Annotated in this window: 26 protein-coding genes and 1 pseudogene; 14 read left to right on the forward strand and 13 right to left on the reverse strand. The window is 65.0% G+C overall.

Going from position 1 to position 21714, the window contains the following annotated elements:
- Window positions 1-22 precede the first annotated feature (22 nt).
- Window positions 23-820 carry a dienelactone hydrolase family protein gene (locus tag AC5Y2L_RS26275; protein ID WP_499933084.1) on the forward strand — a complete coding sequence of 266 codons (798 nt, stop codon included), beginning with the start codon at window positions 23-25 and terminating at the stop codon, window positions 818-820.
- 85 nt (window positions 821-905) lie between these two features.
- Here the strand turns inward: AC5Y2L_RS26275 and AC5Y2L_RS26280 are convergent, their stop codons facing one another.
- The 4 genes from AC5Y2L_RS26280 to AC5Y2L_RS26295 form a co-directional block, all read right to left on the reverse strand.
- On the reverse strand, window positions 906-2015 hold the full coding sequence (locus tag AC5Y2L_RS26280; RefSeq protein ID WP_499933082.1) for a 3-beta-hydroxysteroid dehydrogenase: 1110 nt from the start codon (window positions 2013-2015) through the stop codon (window positions 906-908).
- An 83-nt stretch (window positions 2016-2098) separates the two neighbouring features.
- Window positions 2099-2332 (reverse strand): exodeoxyribonuclease VII small subunit, encoded by a 234-nt coding sequence (locus AC5Y2L_RS26285; RefSeq protein WP_499933080.1) that lies wholly within the window; start codon window positions 2330-2332, stop codon window positions 2099-2101.
- The gene (xseA, locus tag AC5Y2L_RS26290; protein WP_499933078.1) at window positions 2322-3569 is read right to left on the reverse strand and encodes an exodeoxyribonuclease VII large subunit; all 1248 of its coding nucleotides are present in this window, start codon (window positions 3567-3569) and stop codon (window positions 2322-2324) included. Before xseA ends, AC5Y2L_RS26285 begins: the two co-directional genes overlap by 11 nt.
- Window positions 3566-4159, reverse strand: coding sequence for a lipid droplet-associated protein (locus tag AC5Y2L_RS26295; protein WP_499933076.1), 594 nt, complete (start codon window positions 4157-4159; stop codon window positions 3566-3568). Before AC5Y2L_RS26295 ends, xseA begins: the two co-directional genes overlap by 4 nt.
- An 89-nt stretch (window positions 4160-4248) precedes the next feature.
- Here AC5Y2L_RS26295 and AC5Y2L_RS26300 point away from each other — a divergent pair, with 89 nt between their 5' ends.
- Window positions 4249-5247, forward strand: a complete 999-nt coding sequence (locus AC5Y2L_RS26300; RefSeq protein WP_499933074.1) for a 4-hydroxy-3-methylbut-2-enyl diphosphate reductase — start codon at window positions 4249-4251, stop codon at window positions 5245-5247.
- Window positions 5248-5258: 11 nt separating this feature from the next.
- On the opposite strand, the gene AC5Y2L_RS26305 is transcribed toward AC5Y2L_RS26300, so the two are convergent.
- Window positions 5259-6419 (reverse strand): DUF6542 domain-containing protein, encoded by a 1161-nt coding sequence (locus tag AC5Y2L_RS26305; RefSeq protein WP_499933072.1) that lies wholly within the window; start codon window positions 6417-6419, stop codon window positions 5259-5261.
- Between the two features lie 127 nt (window positions 6420-6546).
- On the opposite strand from AC5Y2L_RS26305, the gene ychF reads away from it, so the two are divergent.
- From ychF to AC5Y2L_RS26320, 3 genes are read left to right on the forward strand one after another with little or no spacing between them, the layout of a single operon-like run.
- The gene (ychF, locus tag AC5Y2L_RS26310) at window positions 6547-7620 is read left to right on the forward strand and encodes a redox-regulated ATPase YchF (RefSeq protein WP_499933070.1); all 1074 of its coding nucleotides are present in this window, start codon (window positions 6547-6549) and stop codon (window positions 7618-7620) included.
- Between the two features lie 50 nt (window positions 7621-7670).
- Window positions 7671-7910, forward strand: a complete 240-nt coding sequence (locus AC5Y2L_RS26315) for an AbrB/MazE/SpoVT family DNA-binding domain-containing protein (protein ID WP_499933068.1) — start codon at window positions 7671-7673, stop codon at window positions 7908-7910.
- Window positions 7907-8347 (forward strand): PIN domain-containing protein, encoded by a 441-nt coding sequence (locus tag AC5Y2L_RS26320; protein WP_499933066.1) that lies wholly within the window; start codon window positions 7907-7909, stop codon window positions 8345-8347. The genes AC5Y2L_RS26315 and AC5Y2L_RS26320 overlap by 4 nt, the downstream gene beginning before the upstream one ends.
- A gap of 8 nt (window positions 8348-8355) precedes the next feature.
- Here the strand turns inward: AC5Y2L_RS26320 and AC5Y2L_RS26325 are convergent, their stop codons facing one another.
- Window positions 8356-8790, reverse strand: a complete 435-nt coding sequence (locus AC5Y2L_RS26325) for a DUF742 domain-containing protein (protein WP_499945276.1) — start codon at window positions 8788-8790, stop codon at window positions 8356-8358.
- Window positions 8785-9318 (reverse strand): annotated as a pseudogene (locus AC5Y2L_RS26330) (peroxiredoxin); the annotation flags it as partial. The gene AC5Y2L_RS26325 and the pseudogene AC5Y2L_RS26330, both read right to left, overlap by 6 nt.
- A gap of 170 nt (window positions 9319-9488) precedes the next feature.
- On the opposite strand from AC5Y2L_RS26330, the gene AC5Y2L_RS26335 reads away from it, so the two are divergent.
- The 3 genes from AC5Y2L_RS26335 to AC5Y2L_RS26345 all read left to right on the forward strand — a co-directional run bounded on the left by AC5Y2L_RS26335 (window position 9489) and on the right by AC5Y2L_RS26345 (window position 11469).
- Entirely contained in the window at window positions 9489-9836 is a 348-nt protein-coding gene (locus tag AC5Y2L_RS26335; protein WP_499933064.1) for an Mtp family mycobacterial-type pilin, read from the forward strand.
- Window positions 9837-10172: 336 nt separating this feature from the next.
- Window positions 10173-10784: a peptidoglycan endopeptidase gene (locus tag AC5Y2L_RS26340; protein WP_499945258.1), complete on the forward strand. Its 612-nt coding sequence runs from the start codon at window positions 10173-10175 to the stop codon at window positions 10782-10784.
- A gap of 361 nt (window positions 10785-11145) precedes the next feature.
- Window positions 11146-11469, forward strand: a complete 324-nt coding sequence (locus tag AC5Y2L_RS26345; protein ID WP_499933060.1) for a putative quinol monooxygenase — start codon at window positions 11146-11148, stop codon at window positions 11467-11469.
- Here the strand turns inward: AC5Y2L_RS26345 and AC5Y2L_RS26350 are convergent.
- Window positions 11466-12152, reverse strand: a complete 687-nt coding sequence (locus tag AC5Y2L_RS26350; protein ID WP_499933058.1) for a guanylate cyclase — start codon at window positions 12150-12152, stop codon at window positions 11466-11468. The two genes, AC5Y2L_RS26345 and AC5Y2L_RS26350, sit on opposite strands and share 4 nt — an antisense overlap.
- Window positions 12153-12254: 102 nt before the next feature.
- On the opposite strand from AC5Y2L_RS26350, the gene AC5Y2L_RS26355 reads away from it, so the two are divergent.
- Entirely contained in the window at window positions 12255-12428 is a 174-nt protein-coding gene (locus AC5Y2L_RS26355; protein WP_499933057.1) for a hypothetical protein, read from the forward strand.
- 7 nt (window positions 12429-12435) lie between these two features.
- Here the strand turns inward: AC5Y2L_RS26355 and AC5Y2L_RS26360 are convergent, their stop codons facing one another.
- The gene (locus tag AC5Y2L_RS26360) at window positions 12436-13269 is read right to left on the reverse strand and encodes an adenylate/guanylate cyclase domain-containing protein (RefSeq protein WP_499933055.1); all 834 of its coding nucleotides are present in this window, start codon (window positions 13267-13269) and stop codon (window positions 12436-12438) included.
- Window positions 13270-13356: 87 nt separating this feature from the next.
- Here AC5Y2L_RS26360 and AC5Y2L_RS26365 point away from each other — a divergent pair, with 87 nt between their 5' ends.
- Both AC5Y2L_RS26365 and gnd read left to right on the forward strand, forming a co-directional pair.
- A complete protein-coding gene (locus AC5Y2L_RS26365; protein WP_499933053.1) occupies window positions 13357-14766 on the forward strand; it encodes a glucose-6-phosphate dehydrogenase in 1410 nt (469 codons plus the stop codon).
- A 14-nt stretch (window positions 14767-14780) separates the two neighbouring features.
- Window positions 14781-15803 carry a phosphogluconate dehydrogenase (NAD(+)-dependent, decarboxylating) gene (gene gnd, locus AC5Y2L_RS26370; RefSeq protein ID WP_499933051.1) on the forward strand — a complete coding sequence of 341 codons (1023 nt, stop codon included), beginning with the start codon at window positions 14781-14783 and terminating at the stop codon, window positions 15801-15803.
- Window positions 15804-15817: 14 nt separating this feature from the next.
- Here the strand turns inward: gnd and AC5Y2L_RS26375 are convergent, their stop codons facing one another.
- Together AC5Y2L_RS26375 and AC5Y2L_RS26380 are read right to left on the reverse strand one after the other, a co-directional pair.
- Window positions 15818-16690, reverse strand: a complete 873-nt coding sequence (locus AC5Y2L_RS26375) for an alpha/beta fold hydrolase (protein WP_499933049.1) — start codon at window positions 16688-16690, stop codon at window positions 15818-15820.
- Between the two features lie 22 nt (window positions 16691-16712).
- On the reverse strand, window positions 16713-17867 hold the full coding sequence (locus AC5Y2L_RS26380) for an amidohydrolase family protein (protein WP_499933048.1): 1155 nt from the start codon (window positions 17865-17867) through the stop codon (window positions 16713-16715).
- Window positions 17868-17976: 109 nt separating this feature from the next.
- Between AC5Y2L_RS26380 and AC5Y2L_RS26385 the strand changes: the two genes are divergently transcribed.
- Window positions 17977-18450, forward strand: a complete 474-nt coding sequence (locus AC5Y2L_RS26385; RefSeq protein ID WP_499933046.1) for a VOC family protein — start codon at window positions 17977-17979, stop codon at window positions 18448-18450.
- Here AC5Y2L_RS26385 and AC5Y2L_RS26390 read toward each other — a convergent pair.
- Both AC5Y2L_RS26390 and AC5Y2L_RS26395 read right to left on the reverse strand, forming a co-directional pair.
- A complete protein-coding gene (locus AC5Y2L_RS26390) occupies window positions 18443-18850 on the reverse strand; it encodes a GNAT family N-acetyltransferase (protein ID WP_499933045.1) in 408 nt (135 codons plus the stop codon). The two genes, AC5Y2L_RS26385 and AC5Y2L_RS26390, sit on opposite strands and share 8 nt — an antisense overlap.
- 32 nt (window positions 18851-18882) lie before the next feature.
- Window positions 18883-19467, reverse strand: coding sequence for a TetR/AcrR family transcriptional regulator (locus tag AC5Y2L_RS26395; protein WP_499933043.1), 585 nt, complete (start codon window positions 19465-19467; stop codon window positions 18883-18885).
- 80 nt (window positions 19468-19547) lie between these two features.
- Here AC5Y2L_RS26395 and AC5Y2L_RS26400 point away from each other — a divergent pair, with 80 nt between their 5' ends.
- Window positions 19548-20456 (forward strand): alpha/beta fold hydrolase, encoded by a 909-nt coding sequence (locus tag AC5Y2L_RS26400; RefSeq protein WP_499933041.1) that lies wholly within the window; start codon window positions 19548-19550, stop codon window positions 20454-20456.
- A gap of 4 nt (window positions 20457-20460) precedes the next feature.
- On the forward strand, window positions 20461-21714 hold the full coding sequence (locus AC5Y2L_RS26405) for a WS/DGAT domain-containing protein (RefSeq protein WP_499933039.1): 1254 nt from the start codon (window positions 20461-20463) through the stop codon (window positions 21712-21714).

Raw genomic sequence — 21714 nt, forward strand, 5'->3', positions numbered from 1 at the left:
GCTTCGCAGGAGAGGACACCAAGTGACTGCACCCGAAGCGGATTTGTCCGGATGGTCGGCGGCACCGTTCAGCGGTGGCGGCTACACCCACGATGTCTATCGCAAAGGCGCCGGCCCAGGGGTGGTGCTGATTCCCGAGATCCCCGGAATCCATCCCGGTGTGCTAGGGCTCGGAAATCATCTGGTGGACAACGGATTCACCGTCGCGATTCCGTCGCTGTTCGGTGAGCCAGGCAAGCCGAAGACGGTCGGCTATACCGTCGCGACCATCGCCCGGGCTTGTGTCGCAAGGGAATTCGCGGCGTTCGCGTTGAACAAGCAGCGGCCGGTGTCATCGTTCCTGCGTGCCTTGGCTCGCGACCTCAACGCCTCGACGCCGGGCAAGGGCGTCGGGGTGATCGGCCAGTGCTTCACCGGCGGCTTCGCGTTGGCCGCCGCCGTCGACGATAGTGTGCTGGCGCCGGTGCTCAGCCAGCCGTCGGTTCCGATTGCGCTGGCTGCGGCGCATCGGCGTGACCCCGGACTGAGCGAATCCGAGCTGACCACGGTCGCCGAGCGGTGTGCCAACGACGGCTTGTGCGCCATGGGTTTGCGGTTCAGCGCGGACAAGATGGCCCCGGGCGAACGGTTCACGGTGCTCAAGGAGCGGCTCGGCGACGCTTTCGAGGTGATCGAAATCGATTCCGGCCCGGGCAATGAGGGCGGTTTCGGCAAGATGGCGCACTCGGTGCTCACCGACGAGGTTCGCGAGGTCGAGGGACAAGCGGCCTACGAGGCCCGTAAACGCGTGGTGGAGTTTCTGACTCAGCGGCTTACCTAGTTCCGGCGCTCGCGAAAGTGCAACTGCCGACGCCTCCACCCGAGAAATGCGTCGGCAGTTGCAGTTTCGCGGCTCATTCCAGACGCTACTCCGGCGGCCGCGCTGAGACGACGGACGCCAGGTGGGGCTTCGATGCCGCCCTGACCTGCTCGAAAAGCTCGACGTAATACGGCAGGCATTCGTCCATGGCCTGCTTGGTGGTGAACAGCGGCTGGTAGCCCAGGTCGCGCTGCGCCTTCGCGATGGAGAAGTAGTTATCGAGGTAAAGCCGTTCCACCGCAAGGGGTTCCAGTGGCGGCTTGGGCAGCCCGAACTTGAAGTGCAGCCACTGCCACACCTTCATCACATCGCGCACCAACCGGCCCGACACCCGCATCTTCGGCCACGGCTGCCCACACGCGGTGACGACGGGGCGGGCGAACTCGAACATGTTGATCGGCTCGCCATCGTTGATGAAGTAGGCCTGTCCCGGTGCGGTCCCGCCCTCCACCAGATGCTCGGCGGCCAGGATGAAACCGTGAATCAGGTTGTGCACGTAAGAGTTGTCCAGCTTGGCGTTCTTGCCGCCGACCAGCACCTTGACGTGGCCGGCCACCACGCTTTCGAACAATTTGCGGAACATGGTCTGGTCGCCGCGTCCCCAGATGCCGCTGGGCCGGATGGAACAGGTGAGCAAGCCGTCGACACCGTTCTGTGAGAGCACGAACTTCTCGGCGACGACTTTGGTTTCGGTGTACAGGTCGGCGAACCGGTCGGTGTAGGGCATTGTCTCGTCGCCGCCGGAGATCTTCTTGCCGCCCATCACCACGCTGTTGGACGCCGTGTAGACGAACCGTTTCACGCCGGCCTTCTGCGCTTCGTGCAGCAGGTTCTTGGTACCGCCGACGTTCACCGAGTAACTGCGATTGCGATATTCCTCGGTCACCGACGAACCGCCCATCAGCTCGATGATGGCGGCGGTGTGGAAGATGGTGTCGATGCCGTCGACCGCCGCGGCGCAAACGCCGACGTCGGTGATGTCACCTTGCAACACCTCCAGTTTCGGGTGCTGTGGTAGCGGCGACGGCGCGCGGTCGAAGGAACGGACCTGGTGTCCGCGGTCCAGCAAAGTGGTCACCAGGTTGGCGCCGACGAAGCCGGAGCCGCCGGTGACCAGGACCCTGCCCAGCTCGGTTGTCAAAGATGCATCACCCATAGTGACGCGAAGCATAGTCGAAAATAACTGAAACGTGTTCCAGTTTTCGCTGGAAATTCTCTTCCGGCCGGCCGGGGTCAGTGTTACTCGGCTTGGCCGTCACCGAGCGCATCGGCTATTCGCTGCCGAGCGCCGGCCAACTGCTCTTCGCACCTTTTGGCCAGCTGTTCGCCCCTTTCCCACAGCTTCAGCGACGCATCGAGATCCAGCCCACCCTGTTCCAGCAGGCGAACGACTTCGATCAGCTCGTCGCGGCAAGCTTCATAGCCAAGCTGACTAATGGGCGTAACCGAGAAGCTTTCTTCGTCAGGAACCATCCGTGCGCCCCTCACTGACCGCCGCCACCGCCCCATCGGCAACCCGAATCCGCAGCCTAGTACCGGCCGGCGCCTCGTCCACCGACCGCAACACCCGCATCGGCTCGGCTGCTGCAACAGTCTGCACAACCGCGTAGCCGCGGGCCAACGTGGCGGCCGGGCCCAGCGTGGCCAGCCGCGCGCTCAGATGCCCGACGCGCTCGGTCTCTGTCGTGAGCAATCGGGTGATGTCACGGCGAATCGCCGACCGAGCCCGGTGGATCTCGTCGGCGCGGGTATTGATCGTCGTCAATGGCGCCGCCAACACCGGGCGACTGCGCAATTGAGCCAGTGTGCGTTGCTCCCGAGACACCCAATTGCGTAACGCCTGCGCGCTGCGCCGTCGTAGCTCGTCGATGAGCAGTTGCTCGGCGGCGGTGTCGGGGACCACTTTCTTGGCCGCATCGGTCGGGGTGGCGGCGCGCAGGTCGGCGACCAGGTCGCACAGCGGGTTATCCGGCTCGTGACCGACCGCGCTGATCACGGGGGTGCGGCAGGCCGCGATCGCCCGGCACAGCGTCTCGTCGCAAAACGGCAGCAGGTCCTCCACACTGCCACCGCCACGGGCTAGCACGATCACGTCGACATCTTGGTCCAGGTCGAGTTCACGCAGGGCCTCGACGATCTGCGGGACGGCGTTGGGTCCCTGCACGGCGGTATTGCGGACGGCGAACCGTACCGCCGGCCAGCGGGCGGTAGCCACCGTGGTCACATCGCGCTCGGCGGCGCTGGCGCGGCCGGTGATGAGGCCAATCACGTTGGGCAGGAACGGGATTGGTCGCTTGAGGCGCGGGTCGAACAGGCCTTCGGCATCCAGCAGGCGGCGCAACCGCTCGATGCGGGCCAGCAGCTCGCCCACACCGACCGCACGAATCTCGCTGAGACGTAACGAGAATGTGCCGCGCCCGGTGTAGAAGGTCGGCTTGCCGCAGACCACCACCTGAGTGCCTTCGGCCAACTTCACCGGGGCGGCCAGCACCAAGTCGCGCGAGCAGGTCACGGTCAGCGACATGTCGGCAGCCGGGTCACGCAGCACCATGAACACCGTATTGGAGTTTGGCCGCATCGTGATCTGCGCCAACTGGCCCTCGACCCACACGATGCCGAGTTTGTCGATCCAGCCCGCGACCCGGACGGCGACCGCGCGAACCGGGAACGGATTCTCGGCGGAATTCGGCACCGAATCCAGACGCGTCACTTCGCGTTCGCGCGGGTGATCCTGTTGGCTAGCAGCGTCTGGAACGGAGCGCGGGCCTTGGTGGCCTGCTCGTAGGCCAGGAGGGCTTCGAGTTCGTCGACATGCAGCGATTGCAGCCGGGCCCGCAACTGCGCCAGCGTCAGCGCCGGATAGTCCAACTCGGTCGCCACCGGTGGCACCGGGACCGTGGCCTTGGCCGCCGACTTTTTCGACTGTTTGCTGGATATCGGCTCGGTGGGGGAGTCGGAGGTATCGGAGACCGAGTACAACGCGAACCGGCCCTCGGGCCGGCGATCTCCCTCACCGGCGTCGGGCAGCGCCGTGACGGTGGCGTCGCCCTCGATCAGATCCTCGTCGAACGTTGCCCACTCCGGCTGCTCGTCCTTGGGCGGGAACAGCGCCTCGAGAGTGCTGTCGCCCTTGATCACAAGTTCAGCCAGGTTTTGCTGAAATCGCATCACCAGGTGCGCGGCCTGACTGGCCAACGTCATCGGGTACATCAGGATGGTTCGCGGCAGCTTCTTTGTCTCCTCGACGGCGACTGTCGCCGCGCCGACCAATAGCCGAAGCCCATACGGTGCAGTAGCCATGGCCCCCAGCCTGCCCTAAGCGGCCGCTGACGCCAAGCTGAGGGCCGTGACCTGGCCGATGTGCGTCGGCAGAACGTACCCTGAATGGCATGCCACCCACTGTCGACATGGGGATTCCCGGTGCCAGCAGCTCCGTTGTCGACGGTCCAATCCGCAAACGGGTGTTGCTGGCAGAGCCGCGGGGCTACTGCGCCGGTGTGGATCGGGCCGTCGAGACGGTCGAGCGCGCGCTGGAGAAGTACGGGCCGCCGGTCTATGTGCGCCACGAGATCGTGCACAACCGCCATGTGGTCGACACCTTGGCCAAGGCGGGTGCGGTGTTCGTCGAAGAGACCGACGAGGTTCCCGAGGGCGCGATAGTGGTGTTCTCCGCGCACGGTGTCGCGCCGACGGTCTATGCGGCCGCTGCCGAACGCAACCTGCAGACCATCGACGCCACCTGCCCGCTGGTCACCAAGGTGCACAACGAGGCCAGGCGCTTCGCGCGCGACGACTACGACATCCTGTTGATCGGTCACGAAGGCCACGAGGAGGTGATCGGCACCGCCGGTGAGGCGCCCGACCACGTGCAGCTCGTCGACGGCGTCGACGCCGTGCATCAGGTGACCGTGCGCGACGAGGACAAGGTCGTCTGGTTGTCGCAGACCACGCTGTCGGTGGACGAAACCATGGAGATCGTCGAGCGGTTGCGCCAGCGGTTCCCGAAGCTGCAGGACCCGCCCAGCGACGACATCTGCTATGCGACGCAAAACCGGCAGGTGGCGGTCAAGGCGATGGCCCCGGAGTGCGAGCTGGTCATCGTCGTCGGCTCGCGCAATTCGTCGAACTCCGTGCGCCTGGTCGAGGTGGCGCTGGGGGGCGGTTCGCGCGCCGCCCATCTGGTCGACTGGGCCGACGATATCGACCCGGCCTGGCTAGAGGGTGTCACCACCGTCGGCGTCACCTCGGGTGCATCCGTTCCCGAGGTGCTGGTCCGCGGTGTGCTGGAGCGGCTGGCCGACTGCGGTTTCGACGTGGTGCAGCCGGTGACGACGGCCAACGAGACGCTGGTTTTCGCCCTGCCCAGGGAAATCCGGAAGGTGCTCTGAAGCTTTTCGGCTCAGTAGTCGTATTCCCAGGATTCAGCCTGGGAGCGGCGCGATGCGCGCGGCCGTCGTCGGGCCCGAGGGTCGTCAGGACGCTCGTCCTGCGGCACCGAGCCGCGGTAGCGGACCTGGGAGATCGGGTGGTGCGTCGGGTTGGCCCCTTCCCGCTGTGCGGCGCGACGCCGCGGCTGCTCATACGGCTCGTAGCGGTCGTAGGGCTTTTCGTAACGGGAGAAGTCCGGTGACGGCGGCTCCTGGCTCTCGTAGGGATCGAGGCGGCGGCTCGGCGGTCGCTCGTAGGAACCGCGCCGTCCGTAGGAACCCCGGCGCGGTTCACGCGGCGGCTGGCTACGTCGGTCCCGTGCGTCCGGCTCCCCTTGCGGCCGCGGACGTCGGGAGCGACGGGGCGCCTCGGCGTCGAAGTCGCGCGGGCTCTGCTGGGGCCGACGACGTTGCCGTCGCTCGGCGGCCGAGTCGGTGTGGTCGTCCTGGCCGGCTCGAGAATGCCGGGAGCGGGTTCGGTCGGGACGCCGAGCGGCGCGACTGGCGCGGGCCTCTCGGCCAGTTCTGGGGCTGGTTCTGGCGGTCCGACGGGCCGCGCGCGGGCGGGCTGAGCGGGCTTCGTCTTCGTCGTCGTCGGACCCTTTGAGCATCGACCCCAGTTTTGCGCCCAGACCGCTGAGCAGCGACTTCGATTCCGTGCCGGCCGGTGCGGCGGTAGTGCCTTCCGCGTCGGCAGTAGAGCGGTGTGTCATGCCGAAGTACCACCTGACCAGGCCGATCAACAGCACGACGCCGGCGGTGCCCAACATCAGCGGGAATCGCTCGATCAGCGGATAGCCGCAGTTGATCAGAAGGTCTTTGAGCTTGTCGATCTTGCCGCCGTGGAACAGCCAATAGGCGCCGGGCACCGCACAGAACAGAATTAGCGGCGGCTGGATCACCGCGGTGAACACGCCCGACTGCCGCACCACCAGCACAGCGATCACGCAACCGGCTATATAGCAGGCCGCGAAAACGTGGGTCAGCTCCTTGTGACCGGCGTCGATGCCGTACCCGACGACCGTTCCGCCAATGGCGATCAGCAGGGCGCCCCACCACGGCACACCTACCACATTGGGGAGGATGGAGCGGTGGGCAGCCTCGACTGCCGACCTTTCCCGCTGCGCTGACACAAGTTGACCGTACCGGCAATGGGCCCAAAGGCTCGTAAATACCTTGTCAAGACCGGGGCGTGGCATGGGTCAGCACCGGCTCTCTGGGTCGGGCGGTTTGGCCGCCGAGCCCTAGACTTGGTTCCTCGTGAGCTTGAGCCTGGGAATCGTGGGTCTGCCCAATGTGGGCAAGTCGACGCTGTTCAACGCGCTGACCCGCAAAAATGTGGTGGCGGCCAACTATCCGTTCGCCACTATCGAGCCCAACGAGGGAGTGGTATCGCTGCCCGATCCGCGACTCGACAAGCTCGCGGAGCTATTTCACTCAGAGCGCGTCGTTCCGGCCCCCGTGACGTTCGTGGACATCGCCGGCCTGGTCCAGGGCGCCTCCGAAGGAGCCGGGCTGGGCAACAAGTTCCTGGCCCATATCCGCGAATGCGACGCCATCTGCCAGGTCGTGCGGGTGTTCTCCGACGACGACGTGACGCACGTCGCCGGGCGCGTGGACCCGAAGTCCGATATCGAGGTGATCCATACCGAGTTGATTTTGGCCGACCTGCAGACCCTGGAGCGTGCGCTGCCCAGGCTGGAGAAGGAGGCCCGCAACAATAAGGAGCGCAAGCCGCTCTACGAGGCGGCGCTGGCCGCACGACAAGTGTTGGACGGCGGGACGACGCTGTTCGCATCGGGTATGGACACTTCGGTGTTGCGGGAGCTGAACCTGTTGACCACCAAGCCATTCCTGTATGTGTTCAACGCCGACGAGGCGGTGCTGACCGACCCCGCGCGCGTCGCGGAGTTGCGTGCGCTGATTGCACCGGCCGACGCGGTGTTTCTGGATGCCGCCATCGAGTCTGAGCTTTCCGAACTCGACGACGAGTCGGCCGCCGAGCTGCTGGAGTCGATTGGCCAGTCCGAGCGCGGCCTGGATGCGTTGGCACGGGCGGGTTTTCACACTTTGAAGTTGCAGACGTTTCTGACCGCAGGACCGAAAGAGGCGCGGGCGTGGACAATTCACCAGGGGGACACCGCGCCCAAGGCGGCTGGGGTGATCCACAGCGACTTCGAGAAGGGCTTCATCAAGGCCGAGATCGTTTCGTACGACGACCTGATTGCCGCGGGGTCGATGGCGGCGGCGAAGGCGGCCGGCAAGGTCCGGATCGAAGGTAAGGACTACGTCATGGCCGACGGTGACGTGGTGGAGTTTCGTTTCAACGTGTAAACGGACGCCGGCCCGCCCCTGGAATGGGATTTCATTGGTAACATGTTCCCATGGAAGCGGTGATCGATTCGGGGGGGCGCGTGGTGCTACCCAAACACCTTCGTGACGCGCTCGGCTTGACCCCGGGTACGACGGTGGACATCTCGCCGTACGGGACTGGATTGCAGGTGACACCTGCTGGCCGGACAGCCCGGCTGGAGCGGGATGCGAAGGGGCGCTTGGTGGCTCGCGCCGACACCGAGGTTACCGACGAGATGATGTTCGCTCTGATCGACTCCGCGCGACGTTGACAACCGTCCTTGTCACGGCGGTCGACACCAGTGTCGCAATACCACTGCTGATGACAACGCACCGACAGCACGCGGCGATCGCTGCGTGGGCGGAGAATCGAACCCTGGGCCTTTGTGGGCACGCCCTGGCGGAGACGTACTCGGTCCTGACCCGGCTGCCTGGCGATGCTCGCGTCGCTGCTGCTGATGCAGTGGCATTGATCGATGCGAACTTTGCTGCGTCGCTGCAACTCGGTGCGCGCGCCGCGCGATCGGCACATCGCGAGTTCGCGCGACGAGGTATTGCCGGTGGCGCAACATACGACGGGTTAGTGGCTTTGGCGGCTCGCGAGCACGGTACCGTATTGGCCACTCGAGATGCCCGGGCGCGGTCTACCTATGAGGCGCTCGGTGTTGCCGTCCAAGTGCTGGTCGGGGAGGTTGGGGGCGTTCAGTGACTCACCCCTCAGAGCGCTCGTAGGCCACGCACGGTCCTGGTTATCAGTTCACGTCGTTCGTCTATTGTCATCGAATCACCGAGGGGGGCCCGTACCCGCAAATAACCCTGCGTCACCAGGTCGTCGACCAGAAACCGCGTCGCACCGAGCGGCAGGGACAGCCGAGCGGCAATCTCCGCGACCGACGGGCTGTGCGCGGACGCTGTCAGGATTTGGCTCCGGACGTCATTTCTCCGCCAGTGCGGCGGCTTCGCTGTCGGGTTGAGCGCTTCGACGGGCGCCTCGGGTGCCAGGCCTGTTGTCAGCGCGTACGGCCGGACCAGGCTCGGTTCGTCCGCCGGTTCCGGTTCGGTGAACAAATCGTCGAGCGGTTCGCCTCTGACTTCCGAACGCCGGTGCGCGTTGGTGTGCCTGTGCCGGACATGTGGCGAAGGATGCGACATGCGGTTCTGCAAGAACCACAAGGCTTGATCGGCGTGCACCGATGCGCGCAGCTCGTTGGAGACGACCTTGAGTATGGTGCGGTCGGTGTCGATGACGAATGTCGTCCGTCTGACCGGCAGCAGCCGGGCTAGCAGGCCACGGCGCCGAGTATGCCGGCGATGCCGCGCCGCCTCGCGCGCCACGATGGATCGACGCAGCTTGGCGAGCCTGCCTCGGCGCACGCCGAACAGCTCGGACACCACACCGTCCGCGTCGGAGAGCAGCGGATAGTCGAACTTGCGCTGTTGAGCGAAGTGGGCCTGTTTGTCGACGGTGTCGGTACTGATGCCGAGCCGGTGGGCGCCAACCGTGGCGAATTCGTTGCTCAGATCCCGAAAATGACAGGCCTGGGCTGTACAGATCGGTGAGGACGCCAATGGGAAGAAGAACAGCACAACCGGCCCTTCGGAAAGGAACTCAGACAGTGTCCGAGGACGACCGGTGTGGTCATACAGAGTGAAGTCAGGCGCCTTGTCGCCCGCGATCATCGGCACAGAGTAACTCTGGAAACCCCTGCTCGACGCCCGACTGGAGATAATTCGGTCATGGCGGAGCTCGATCGCTTTCGATGAAATGCCTACTTGCTTGACGCTGTGCAAAGGGAAATTCTTTGGAGATGGCGACTTCAAGGCGAAACAGGGTTCGGCGGTGTGCACCAATGCTGGTGGCTGCGGGGTTGGCGTTGTCCGCTTTCGCACCGGCCGGCGGCCTCGAACCCCGGGCGCAGGCGGCTCCGGCCCCTGCTCCCAACTACCGGTGGTGTCCGGGTGATTCATGGGACCCCGGCTGGGGCACCGTCTCGGACTGGGACTGGAACCAGTGCCACGAGTGGCAACGTGCCGGCGGCCCCTTTGGCCCGTCGGGCTGGGGACCGTGGGGTCCGCCGCCACCGTGGGCGCCGCCGCAGCCGCCTCCACCGTCGTGGGCGCCAGGGGCTCAGTTGATGTGGAACCCGACTGCCAACGGCTGGGGTTTCTGGAACAACAAGATTTGGACCCCCGTTTAGCCGCGTGCTGGGAGTGCTGGAACCACAGGAGTCTCATCAGCCACGTCAGTCTCGACAAGGTGCTGGCCAGTCATTCTGGAATCCGCCATCATCCGCGATATCACTTTGAGCGGCACCACCCCGGCCGTTGTGATACTCGAGTGGCCGATGTGCAATTACGCTGTTTGCTGATACAAATGGATGATGCGGATCTCACCACCGTTGATGCAGCTCAGTCGAGGTTGAAGCACTATCTAATCCGGTTTGCTGTGGCCATAGATTCACTTCTGTTTCAATAGTTACATTGATTTGCGACGAGTTTGCTGTATACGACCCACGCCATTATCGAATTCAAACGTGATTACTGCCACAAACTTTGGTTGTCTATCCATATTATTGGTAGCGTCCCTGCCCATGATTGCTGTTGCTACGCTGTTGGCGCTTGTCAATCAAGTGTCCGGCACTCCGTATATTCCGGGTGGTGATTCTCCCGCCGGGACCGACTGTTCAGGGCTGGCTTCGTGGATATCGAATGCGGCGACGAATAGGCCGGTTTTCGGAAACAGGTTCAACACCGGAAACGAAGAATCGGCTTTGTTGTCGCGCGGCTTCCAATATGGAACCGCTCCCAACGCATTGGTGATCGGCTGGAACAGTGGCCACACCGCGGTGACCCTGCCCGACGGGACGCCCGTATCAAGCGGTGAACGCGGTGGTGTCCGCATCGGTGGTGCCGGTGCCTACCAGCGTGGATTCACTCACCATATGTTCTTGCCGATGGACGAGATCGAAGGTCTGCCCTCGGTCGACGAGCCGCCGGCGCCCGTTCTGGTCGGTGTGACGCTGCCGGCGCCCGCGCCCGAAGACGCCCCCGCACCCGACGCGCCGCCCGCGCCGCCAGAGTCGCCCAGCGTGGTGGATGCGGCAATGCCGTCGCCGGTGGGTGATCCGGACATCGCGAATACGTAAACAAACCGGCTGACGGATGTGGTGATCAGGATCACATTCTTCGCCCATTGTTGCCGAATTAGGCCGGAGCCGCCGCTTGTGGGCAATATCACTTTATTCCCACAAGTGGCGGCTTAACCGGTTTTTAGGCCGCGTAGTTTTGGTCTGCCAATAATCGTCCGCCGAGCTGTGTCCGAAACTGCGCGATTTGCTGGCAGGCATAGTCCGTTGGCGCGAGTCGGGCGGCACCCAGACGAGCCTGCGCTGATGGCGCCCATTCTGCGGTCAGGGCCTGGGCCACAGCCGCCAGCGCGCCATGGCCGCAGTCTCGGCGACAGTCCACGCGCGTGGACGTCGCCTCAACCACGTAATCTGAGCGGCCATGATCTTTATCGTCGTCAAGTTCGAAACCAAACCCGAATGGTCCGAGCGCTGGCCGGAGCTGGTCGCATCGTTCACCGCGGCGACCCGCGCCGAAGAGGGCAATTTGTGGTTCGAATGGTCCCGCAGCCTGGACAACCCGGCTGAGTATGTGCTGGTCGAAGCCTTTCGCGACGGTGACGCGGGCGGCGTGCACGTCAACAGCGATCACTTCAAACAGGCGATGCAGGAGCTGCCGAAGGCGCTTAAGTCCACGCCGAAGATCATCAGTCAGACGGTCGATGCGACGGGTTGGTCGGAGATGGGGGAGATGACGGTCCGCTAGCCCGAGCCGACGGCGACGGCGATTTCGCCGCCCAGCTGATACCCCGGCGCCAGCGGCAGCGTGTCCCCGCTCCAGAACTTGCCCGGGTCGAACCAGTTCGCGTCCTTGTCGGTGACGAGCAATCCCATCTCTTCGTAGGTGATGGCGACGGTCTCGGCGCAGTAGGCCGTCTCCAGACTCATCTTGCGCTCTTGCCTGCGTCGCTTTGTCTGCTCGCGAACCTTCTTGTCCACCACCGGAATTCCTCGCACCCAGTCATTGATTGTCGGCAGCCGCCCGCGAAACCATCGCCCGGTGAGCCGGGCGGCGGTGGGGAACGGCGTTCCGTCCATCCTCGCGATCACCCGTAGCAGTTCGTTTTCCTGTTCGCGGCTGGCATACGGCGTCAACTGACGCAGCCAGCAGCGCTGGTGGTAGCGGTCGGTCCATTGCAACACGGCTTGCCGAAGATCGTTGAGCTGAACGCCACGGTGATGGGTGCCGGTCCACAGGTCGACGAGCTTGTCGCCAAGCTCGGCATGCCAGATAAGCGGTGGCAAATCGTCGATGGCGACGGTCATTCCGACGTGGTTCACCGGGGCGTTTGTCAACGTCTGGATGGCGCGGTCGGGTCGAGAGCCGCCGCGGAACAGCCACAAGTCGCCGGTCCGGGTCTCTTCGAGCGCCTGGTCGAGAGTCAGCATGTGGGTTAAGCCCGTTCGTCGCTTAGGTTTTCGTCATTATGTACGGGAAAGGACTGGGCGTGCGACATTGCGGTCAGCGGGCTGCAGAATAGCCTGTCAACCATGCGCAACATGTGGAAGTGGATCGGACTCGCCGGTGTTGCCGGCGTCGTCGCCGGTGGTGTGCTGGTCGCGCGCGATCAGCGGAAGCGGCGCGCCTACACGCCAGACGAGGTTCGGGCCAGGCTGCACCAGAGATTGTCCGAGTCCGAACATGAGAGCTCCCCAACCCAATAGCGTTCGGTCAGTCCGACTCCGACGCGCCGTCCGTGTCGACGGCGAACAAGCGGTAGCTGCCGGAGAACCCTTTCAATTCGACCTCGCGGCCGTCGTCGAAACGAATGTCTTCACACTTGTCCAGGGCGTCCCGCACCGGTTGGCTCACCAGGATCTCTCCCCCTTCGGCCTGCGCCGCCACCCGCGCCGCCATCGCGACGTTGCGGCCGAAAAGATCGTCGCCGCGGCGCACCGAGCGACCCATGTGGACACCGATCCGTACCCGAATATCCGGAAGATCCTTGTGGCGCTTGCGCTTTCCATTGTTCTGCAACGCCTGCTGGAGGTCGATGCCGCAACGCACGGCGTCGTCGGCGCGGGCAAAGGCGACCATGAACCCGTCGCCCTGGCTTTTCACCACATGTCCACCCCGGTCCTGCACCAGTTCGTCGACAAGCTTGGCGTGCGCCGCGATCAGCTTGACAAACGCCCGGTCGCCGATCCGTTCGTTCAGGGCGGTGGACTCCTCGATGTCGGAGAACAAAATCACCACCCGGCCGTCGGGCGTGATCCGGGCCAGGTCGGGCCGTTCGACCTCGGCCCAGTCGGCGAGATCTTCGATCGAGCTGCGCACAACTGCTCCAAAGCCCTCGGTGCGCATCAGGTTGGCGGTTTGCCATACGGTTTTCACCGCTTCGCGCCCACCGGACAGCAGCCGGTTGCGAGCGTCGGCCCGTTGCCGCAATTCCTCGAGCTCTTGACGACTGCGGCTGAGCAGTCGCCACAACACGACCAGCCCACCGGCCTCGATCGCGGCAACCGCAGCCAAGACGTAGACCACGATCTGCAGCGCGCCACTCACGGCGAACCATCCTTCCAGGGCCGATCTGATGGGCGTTTCGGGGCTATAACCTTCGGCTATACGGACTGACACTGGGGAGGTGCGGTAGTGGCCGACGGCGATAGCGATTCCTCGAATCTGCTGGTGATTTTCGGCATCACCGGCGATCTGGCGCGCAAGATGACCTTCCGGGCCCTGTACCGGCTCGAAGTCCGTAAGCTGCTGGATTGCCCGATCCTGGGTGTGGCCAGCGACGAGATGAAAGTCGACGAGTTGATCGACCGGGCTCGTAAGTCCATCGCCGATGCCGGCGAAAAAATCGACGACGCGGTATTCGACCGGTTGGCGAGCCGGCTGGACTATGCGCAGGGCGACGTCACCGACAGCCAGTTCTACGACTCGCTGTCCGAGCTCATCGGTTCGGATTACCGTCCGCTGTACTACCTGGAAATGCCGCCGGCATTGTTCGCGCCGATTGTCGAGAACCTGGGCCGTGTCGGACTGCTGGAGCGCGCACGCGTCGCCGTGGAAAAGCCGTTCGGCCACGACCTGCAGTCCGCACGCGAACTCAACGATCGGCTGCACGCGGTGCTCGACGAAGACCAAATCCTGCGAGTGGATCACTTCCTGGGCAAGCAACCCGTCGTCGAGCTGGAATGTCTGCGGTTCGGCAATACCGCGCTGGCCGAGCTGTGGGATCGCCGCAGCGTCTCCGAAATTCAGATCACCATGGCCGAGGACTTCGGCGTCGAAGATCGCGGCAAGTTCTACGACGCGGTGGGCGCGTTGCGGGATGTGGTGCAAAACCATTTGCTGCAGGTGCTTGCGCTGGTCACGATGGAGCCGCCGGTCGGACCCAGCGCCGACGATCTGAACGACAAAAAGGACGAAGTCTTCCGCGCCATGCCGGCCTTACAACCTGAACGTTGCGTGCGTGGCCAGTATCGCGGCTACACGGACATCGATGGGGTGGCGAAGGATTCGCAGACCGAGACTTTTGTGGCTCTGCGGACCGAGATCGACAACTGGCGATGGGCCGGTGTGCCCATCTTTCTGCGCGCCGGAAAAGGCCTGCCGCACAAGGTCACCGAGGTACGGCTGTTCCTGCGGCGGGTTCCGGCAATGGCCTTTCTGCCGGACTGCCGGCCGGCCGAGCCCAATCAGATCGTGCTGCGCATCGACCCCGACCCGGGGATGCGCCTGCGAATCGCCGCCCAAGTGGGCGACGACTGGCATCCCGTGCATCTCGATTCGTTGTTCTCCGAGGATCTCGGCGAGCCGGAGCGTCCCTACGAGTTGCTGCTGCACGCCGCCATGACCGGCAATCACCAGCTGTTCGCCCGGGAAGACAGCATCGAACAGACCTGGCGGATCGTGCAGCCGCTGCTGGACGAACCCAGCGAAATCCATCAGTATGACCGCGGGACCTGGGGTCCAAAGGCCGCGTCGTCGCTGCTGCGTGGTCACCACGGTTGGAAGGAGCCGTGGCTGCCCCGCCAAGCCGGAACCGGGAAGTAAGGAGACGAAAGCATATGCAGCTAGGGATGATTGGCCTGGGCCGGATGGGTGCGAACATCGTCCGTCGCTTGGTCAAGGACGGACACGAGTGCGTGGTGTACGACCACGACGCCGAGGCGGTCAAGGCGATGGCGGGGGAGGACCATACCACCGGCGTCTCCTCACTAGAGGAGCTGCGCGACAAACTCGACACTCCCCGCGTGGTATGGGTGATGGTGCCGGCGGGCGACATCACCACCGGGGTGATCAACGACCTGGCCGACACACTCGAGTCCGGGGACATCGTCATCGACGGCGGCAACACCTATTACCGTGACGATTTCCGTCATGCAAAGACGTTAGCCGACAAGGATATTCACCTACTGGACTGCGGTACCAGCGGTGGTGTGTGGGGCCGTGAGCGCGGCTACTGCCTGATGGTCGGCGGCGACGACTACTCCTTCAGGCATGCCGAGCCACTGTTCGCCAGCATCGCACCGGGGGTGGACGCCGCGCCACGCACCGCGGGACGTGACGGCGAAATCGACCAAGCCGAAAAGGGTTACCTGCATTGCGGCAAAACCGGTGCCGGACACTTCGTCAAGATGGTGCACAACGGCATCGAGTACGGAATGATGGCCTCGCTCGCCGAAGGTCTGAACATCTTGCGCAACGCCGACATCGGAACTCGCATCGAAAAAGGTGACGCCGAAACGGCCCCGTTACCCAATCCCGAGTGTTATCAATACAATTTCGACCTTCCCGAAATCGCGGAGGTGTGGCGGCGGGGCAGCGTCATCGGCTCGTGGCTGCTGGATTTGACCGCGAGCGCGCTGCACGAATCGCCTGAGCTGAAGGAATTCTCCGGCCGGGTCTCCGATTCCGGGGAGGGCCGCTGGACCGCAATCGCGGCGATTGACGAGGGAGTTCCCGCACCGGTGCTGACGACCGCGCTGCAGTCCCGGTTCGCTTCCCGCAGCCTCGACGACTTCGCCAACCAAGCGCTGTCAGCGATGCGCAAGCAGTTCGGCGGACACGCGGAGAAGCCGGCGAACTAACTGGCCCGCGCGTTTCAGGCGTGCGTGTGCCGCCTGACGAAGTCCACCACGACGTCGCTGAACGCGTCGTTGTCGTCGCCGGCGGCGGTGTGTCCGGCGTTGGACAGTTCGACGAACTCGGCGCGTGGCACTGTGTCCAGGAAATGCTGAACGCCCTCGGGGCTGACCACGTCGGAGAGCTTGCCGCGGATCAACAGGATCGGGATCTTCAAGTTGAGCGCGGCTTCTTCGAAAGCCTCGGTCCGCAACTCGGGGTCGTCGCCCGGGGCGGTCATGAACGCCGGATCCCAGTGCCAATACCACCGTCCGTCGCGCAGCCTCAAGTTCTTCTTCAGCCCCTCGGGACTGCGCGGCTTCTCGCGGTACGGCAGATAGGCGGCGACGGCATCCGCGGCTTCCTCGAGCGTGGCGAAGCCGTCGATGTTGGTGAGCATGAAATCCCGGATCCGGGCGCTGCCGGTCTTCTCGTAGCGCGGCACCACGTCGACCAGCACCAGTCCGGTCACCCGCTCGGGGCCGGCGCTGTCGGCGACCAGGATGCCGGTGAGCCCGCCCATGCTGGCCCCGATCACCACCACCTGGCGGCCGATCGCATCCAGCACATGCAAGACGTCGGTCCGCAGCGTCTCCACCGCGTAGTCGGCGTCGGGCGCGCGGTCGCTGTCGCCGTGCCCGCGGCTATCGAGCGCAACCACGTGGTAGCCCTCGTCGGCCAGGATCTGGCCGGTGCTCTTCCAGGAGAACCGGTTCTGTCCGCCACCGTGCAACATCAGGATCGTCGGCCGGTCGGCGGCTGCGGCGTCGCGGTTCCATTCGTCGCCGACCAGAGTGATCCCATCGACCCCGGAAAACTCGACCGTCTGGGGGCTGCTGCTCACCACGCTCATGGTTTGACGTTACATAGGCCGTTTAACCATCGGCTCCGTGGGGTGGCGGCGCGGGCACTTCGGGAAAGAGTTCGGCGAAGCTGCCGACCAGGATGCGGTCCCTGGTGGCGGGGTCGACGTCGTCGAACAGTTGGTGCAGCGTGGTTTGGGTGTGGCCGAAGGTGCCCTCGAGGTGTGGGTAGTCGCTGCCCCACAAGACGTTGTTGAAGCCCATCGCCGTCATCGCGGCGATCGCCGAAGAGTCGTGCTGAAACGACGCGTACACCTGCGAGTTGACGATCTCGCGCGGGCTGCGCTTGAGCTTCGGGCGCACCGCCATCGAGTGCTGGCGATAGCCCTCTTCCATCCGGTCGACGATGAACGGGACCCAGGTGGCGCCGCCCTCGGCGACCAGCACTTTGAGGTTGGGGTGCCGGTCCAATGCGCCCGACGCGACGAGCTTCACCACCGCCCGCTGGCCGCCGAACGACGTCTCGGTGTAGTTGAGCACCGCTCCGCCGGGCCCGTGGTAAGTGGTGCCGATCGAGCCGCCGGCGGCGAAATCGATTGGCTCGGTTCCGATATGGAAGGCGATCACCATGCCGATGTCCTCGGCGACGGCCCAGAACGGTTCCCATTCGTCGTAGTGGTAGTCGCGCTGCGCGGGATGCGGCGCGACGGGCAGAAACACGGCCTTGAATCCCATTGCGCCGCAACGTTTCAGCTCGCTGACGGCGTCGCTGATGTCCAGGGTGGACACCTGCGCCGTCGGGATCAGGCGCGGCGAGTAGTCCATGATGGTGTCTTTGCACCAGTCGTTGGAGGCCCGCATCGCCTCACGTAACAGCTCCGGAGTTCGAAATGCGCTGCACCACATGCCCAGCGACGGGAACACCACTTCGGCCCAAATGCCTTCACCGTTCAGGTCGGCCAGCCGTCGGGCGACGTCGCGGCAGCCCGCCGCGGCCACGGTGGCCTCGATGAACTCCTGCTGGGCCATGCTCGGCAGGCGACGGCGGAACACTTGGCCGTCGACATAGATGGACTCCCATCCGCCGTCGGGATCCTTCTCGCTGCGCGGCGCCAGCTCGGCCAGCCGCTTGGGCAGCCGCGACCGCCACAGGTCGGGTGGCTCGATGACGTGAGAGTCACCGGAATTGGCCCACAGCTTGACGGGCTCCCGCGCAACAGCGGTCATTCAGACATATTAGAATTGCGTTCTAAAACTGTCAACGACCGTCCGCGGTGAGTTCTGGGCACCGCGTCGGTCTATCTGTGGGACAAGACCTGACGACAAGGAGGCGCTCATGCCCGCGATAACCCCCTCGCTGTGGTTCGACGGTGACCTGGAGGAGGCGGCCGAGTTTTACACCTCGGTGTTCCCCAACTCGCGGATCGAGGGATTCAACCGAACCACGGAGGCGGGGCCAGGCGAGCCGGGCACCGTGTTGAGCGGAAGCTTCGTGCTGGACGGCACGCGATTCATCGGCATCAACGGCGGCCCGGCGTTCCAATTCACCGAGGCGGTGTCGTTCACGGTGCACTGCAAAGACCAGGACGAGGTCGACTACTACTGGGACCGGCTCACCGACGGCGGTGAGGAATCCCAGTGCGGCTGGTGCAAGGATCGCTACGGGCTGAGTTGGCAGATCGTGCCGGATCGGCTCTACGAGTTGATCAGCGATCCGGACCGCGACCGCGCCGCGGCGGCCACCCAAGCGATGTACGGCATGCGCAAGATCGTCATCGCCGACTTGGAAAACGCCGCATCGATCAGCTGAGGCTGCGGATGAGGAAGACCGCACCTGGCAGCCGGTAGCCCAGTCCGTAGAAGAAACCCGCGGCTGTGAGCCAGGAGTCGGCAATGATTCCGGCCGCCCCGAGCTGACGTGCGCGGTCAACGAGGGCGTCGTGCAGCAATTTCCCGGCGCCCGCGTGCTGATGCTCGGCCACCACGGCGATATGGCTCAAAAAGATGTGAAATCCGTTGAAGAAAGACAGCGCGGCGCCGACGCAGTCCTCGTTGTCGAGGATGACCAGACAAGTTTCGGGCGAGCGATCAAGGCATCGGCTGATCTTGGATTCCAATCCGTCCGGCTTGCAGAGATCGACGGCGACCAACAGCGTAGCAATGTGCTCGATGTCTGCAGAAACCGCTTGGCGGACGCGAAATTCGGCCATTATCGCGCCAGTCTAGGCGTGTCCTGCACGAGTCACCCGATAAGCCGGTCGATCCATTCGATCGTCGCCTCGATGATCGCCGGCACGTCGCCAGGATCTTCGCAGCCGGCGACCATCAGCGACGACTCGGCCATGGTCGCGATCAGCACCCGGCTGAGCAGTTGCCCGCGAACCGACTTGTCGAGCTCCAGGACCGTCATCCAGCTGCGGAATGCGGCTTGCATGCGGTCACGACGGGCGGTTTCGAATCCGGCCGGTGTGTCGCCGGACGACAACACCCGGGCGCGGCGCCTGTTCTCCCACATCGCTTCGAGGTAGGCCCGCACGTGTAGTTCGAAGGTGCGGCGCGGATTGGACGGGCCGGCTTGCTGCATCGCCGCATCGATTTGACGGTCAATGGCGTCGGCCATTTGCTCGAAGATGGCCAAAAAGAGTTCGCTCTTGCCGCCGAAGTGGTGATAGATGCTGCCGATGCTGGCGCCGGAGGCGGCCACCACATCGGCCATCGTCGCGGCGGTGAATCCTCGGGTGGCGAAAACCTCGGTAGCGGCGTCGAGGATCCGCCGCTGCGTGGCGTCCGTCTTGGCCCAGCGGCGAGCCTGCGCCGAGGTCGTCATAGCTAAGACGGTAATGGGTGCGCTGCCCCCGGTAACCTGTCAGTCATGCGCGCAGACGCTTGCCGAACAGGTAGCACCCCATGACTGAGCCGCGCTGGATCGACGTACCGGGCCCGAGCGGGGACCTGAAGGCGCTCACCTGGGGGCCGCCCGAGGGTCCAATTGCGTTGTGCCTGCACGGTTTTCCCGACACCGCCTACGGGTGGCGCAAAATCGCTCCGCGGCTGGTCGAGTCGGGCTGGCGCGTCGTGGCGCCGTTCATGCGCGGCTATGCGCCGTCGTCGATTCCGGCCGACGGTTCCTTTCACGTCGGCGCGCTGATGGACGATGCCCTGCGCGTGCGCTCGGCGGCCGGCGGTACCGAGCACGACGTGGTGATCGGTCACGACTGGGGCGCCATCGCCGCCACCGGCCTGGCCGCCATGCCGGACACCCCGTTCGTCAGAGCTGTGATCATGTCGGTGCCGCCCGCGGTAGCCCTTCGGGCGCCGGCTAGGCCCGCCGAACGCGGCCGGCTCGCCCTCCAAGTGGCACGCCAACTACTACGCTTCTGGTACATCTTCTACTTCCAATTACCTTGGCTGCCTGAGCGTTCCGCGTCCTGGATACTTCCGCTGCTGTGGCGGCGGTGGTCGCCGGGCTATCGGGGCGCCCATGAGGATCTGCGTCATGTCGACGCCGCGATCGGGACGCCGGAGAGCTGGCGGTCAGCGCTGGGACCCTACCGGGCCGTCATTCGCCATCCCCGTCCGCCGTCCCGGTACGCGGAGTTGAACCGGCTGTGGACCCAACCACCCATCCTGCCCAGTCTCTACCTGCATGGTCGCGACGACGGTTGCATGGCACCAGCTTTCGCATACTGGACCGAACGGGTGCTGCCGCCCGGCAGCGAAATGGCGATCGTCGAGCACGCCGGGCATTTCCTGCAACTCGAACAGCCGGAGAAAGTTGCCAAGTTGATTCTGGCGTTCGTCGGCTCGCCCGGCTGAGGTCATGGCCGCATACCGGATGGCGGCCGTCGACGCGCAGTTCTATTGGATGTCGGCCAAGATCCCCAACGACCAGTTCCTGCTATATGCGTTCGCCGGTGTGCCCGCCGATCTGGACGGCGCCCTCGACGCGGTCCGCGCACGGGCTCGCACTTGCCCTGACTTGAGCATGCGACTCGAGGAGGGATGTGCTCTCACCTATCCGCAGTGGGTACCGGCGGCCGTGGATTCCGCACAGACCGTGCACCACCAACTCGCCGACGACGGCTGGCACGGTTGTCTGGCCGCGGTGGTCGGCCTCGCCGACCGCCAGCTCGACGTTCGTCGAATGCCCTGGCAGGTACACGTTTTCACGCCGGTGCTGGGCATACCGGGCGTCACCGGTCCGGGAACCGTTGCGGTCGTGCAAGTTCCGCATGCGCTGGCCGATGGCACCCGTGCTTCGGCCATGGCCGCGTGGCTGTTCGGTCGCGCGCATCCGGTGCCCGACGTGCTACGGCTTCCCGCTGGATTCTTGCCGTGCCGGGCGGTGCAGGCGGCGCGCACCCACCGACAGTTGGTTCGCGATCTGGAGTCGGGCGTGTTGGCGCCGGGGCCTGGTTCGCGGCCGCCGCTGGCCACCAATGCTCGCCCCGACGGCGCCCGTTCGGTGCGCACGCTGGTCCGGCACCGCTCGCAATTGCCCGGCCCGACGGTGACCGTCGGGGTGCTGGCCGCGGTGTCCGAAGCGCTGTCCGATCTGCTCGGTGAACCGGGAAATTCGCTGGGCGCCGAGGTACCGATGGCGAAACCCGGTGTGCGCCATGCGCATAACCACTTCGGGAATGTGGCGGTCGGCCTCTATCCGGAACTCGCGCGCGATGCCCGTGCCGAGCGCATCGCGACCGACTTGGCCAACGGCCGCCGGCGGTTCGAGCATCCCGCTGCCCGCAGCGCCGAGCGGGCCTTTTCGGCCGTCCCCGCCCCGTTGCTGCGTTGGGGAGTAGCCCAGTTCGACCCCGGGCTCCGGCCGGCGCAGGTGGCCGGCAACACGGTGGTGTCCAGCGTCCACCGCGGAGCGGCCGACCTGAGCTTCGGGGGCATACCGGTGGCCCTGACGGCGGGATATCCGGCGCTGTCACCGGCGATGGGCCTGACCCACGGGGTGCACGGCATCGGGGACACCGTCGCGGTCAGCGTCCATTCCGCGGAGTCGGCCGTCCCGGACGTTGACGCCTACCTCCGGCTGCTGGATTCGGCGCTCACCGTCCGACGGTGA

Source organism: Mycobacterium sp. NGS66 (assembly GCF_059812225.1).

What these genes read in the sequence shown, in the direction of transcription:
- AC5Y2L_RS26285 (WP_499933080.1), bottom strand. Translation starts at nt 2,332, where the DNA reads ATGGTTCCTGACGAAGAAAGCTTCTCGGTTACGCCCATTAGTCAGCTT.
- AC5Y2L_RS26345 (WP_499933060.1), top strand. Translation starts at nt 11,146, where the DNA reads ATGATCTTTATCGTCGTCAAGTTCGAAACCAAACCCGAATGGTCCGAG.
- AC5Y2L_RS26375 (WP_499933049.1), bottom strand. Translation starts at nt 16,690, where the DNA reads ATGAGCGTGGTGAGCAGCAGCCCCCAGACGGTCGAGTTTTCCGGGGTC.
- AC5Y2L_RS26325 (WP_499945276.1), bottom strand. Translation starts at nt 8,790, where the DNA reads ATGTCGCATCCTTCGCCACATGTCCGGCACAGGCACACCAACGCGCAC.
- AC5Y2L_RS26300 (WP_499933074.1), top strand. Translation starts at nt 4,249, where the DNA reads ATGCCACCCACTGTCGACATGGGGATTCCCGGTGCCAGCAGCTCCGTT.
- AC5Y2L_RS26295 (WP_499933076.1), bottom strand. Translation starts at nt 4,159, where the DNA reads ATGGCTACTGCACCGTATGGGCTTCGGCTATTGGTCGGCGCGGCGACA.
- AC5Y2L_RS26380 (WP_499933048.1), bottom strand. Translation starts at nt 17,867, where the DNA reads ATGACCGCTGTTGCGCGGGAGCCCGTCAAGCTGTGGGCCAATTCCGGT.
- AC5Y2L_RS26385 (WP_499933046.1), top strand. Translation starts at nt 17,977, where the DNA reads ATGCCCGCGATAACCCCCTCGCTGTGGTTCGACGGTGACCTGGAGGAG.
- AC5Y2L_RS26315 (WP_499933068.1), top strand. Translation starts at nt 7,671, where the DNA reads ATGGAAGCGGTGATCGATTCGGGGGGGCGCGTGGTGCTACCCAAACAC.
- AC5Y2L_RS26280 (WP_499933082.1), bottom strand. Translation starts at nt 2,015, where the DNA reads ATGGGTGATGCATCTTTGACAACCGAGCTGGGCAGGGTCCTGGTCACC.
- AC5Y2L_RS26350 (WP_499933058.1), bottom strand. Translation starts at nt 12,152, where the DNA reads ATGCTGACTCTCGACCAGGCGCTCGAAGAGACCCGGACCGGCGACTTG.
- AC5Y2L_RS26335 (WP_499933064.1), top strand. Translation starts at nt 9,489, where the DNA reads ATGCTGGTGGCTGCGGGGTTGGCGTTGTCCGCTTTCGCACCGGCCGGC.
- AC5Y2L_RS26395 (WP_499933043.1), bottom strand. Translation starts at nt 19,467, where the DNA reads ATGACGACCTCGGCGCAGGCTCGCCGCTGGGCCAAGACGGACGCCACG.
- gnd (WP_499933051.1), top strand. Translation starts at nt 14,781, where the DNA reads ATGCAGCTAGGGATGATTGGCCTGGGCCGGATGGGTGCGAACATCGTC.
- AC5Y2L_RS26405 (WP_499933039.1), top strand. Translation starts at nt 20,461, where the DNA reads ATGGCCGCATACCGGATGGCGGCCGTCGACGCGCAGTTCTATTGGATG.
- AC5Y2L_RS26390 (WP_499933045.1), bottom strand. Translation starts at nt 18,850, where the DNA reads ATGGCCGAATTTCGCGTCCGCCAAGCGGTTTCTGCAGACATCGAGCAC.
- AC5Y2L_RS26355 (WP_499933057.1), top strand. Translation starts at nt 12,255, where the DNA reads ATGCGCAACATGTGGAAGTGGATCGGACTCGCCGGTGTTGCCGGCGTC.
- AC5Y2L_RS26400 (WP_499933041.1), top strand. Translation starts at nt 19,548, where the DNA reads ATGACTGAGCCGCGCTGGATCGACGTACCGGGCCCGAGCGGGGACCTG.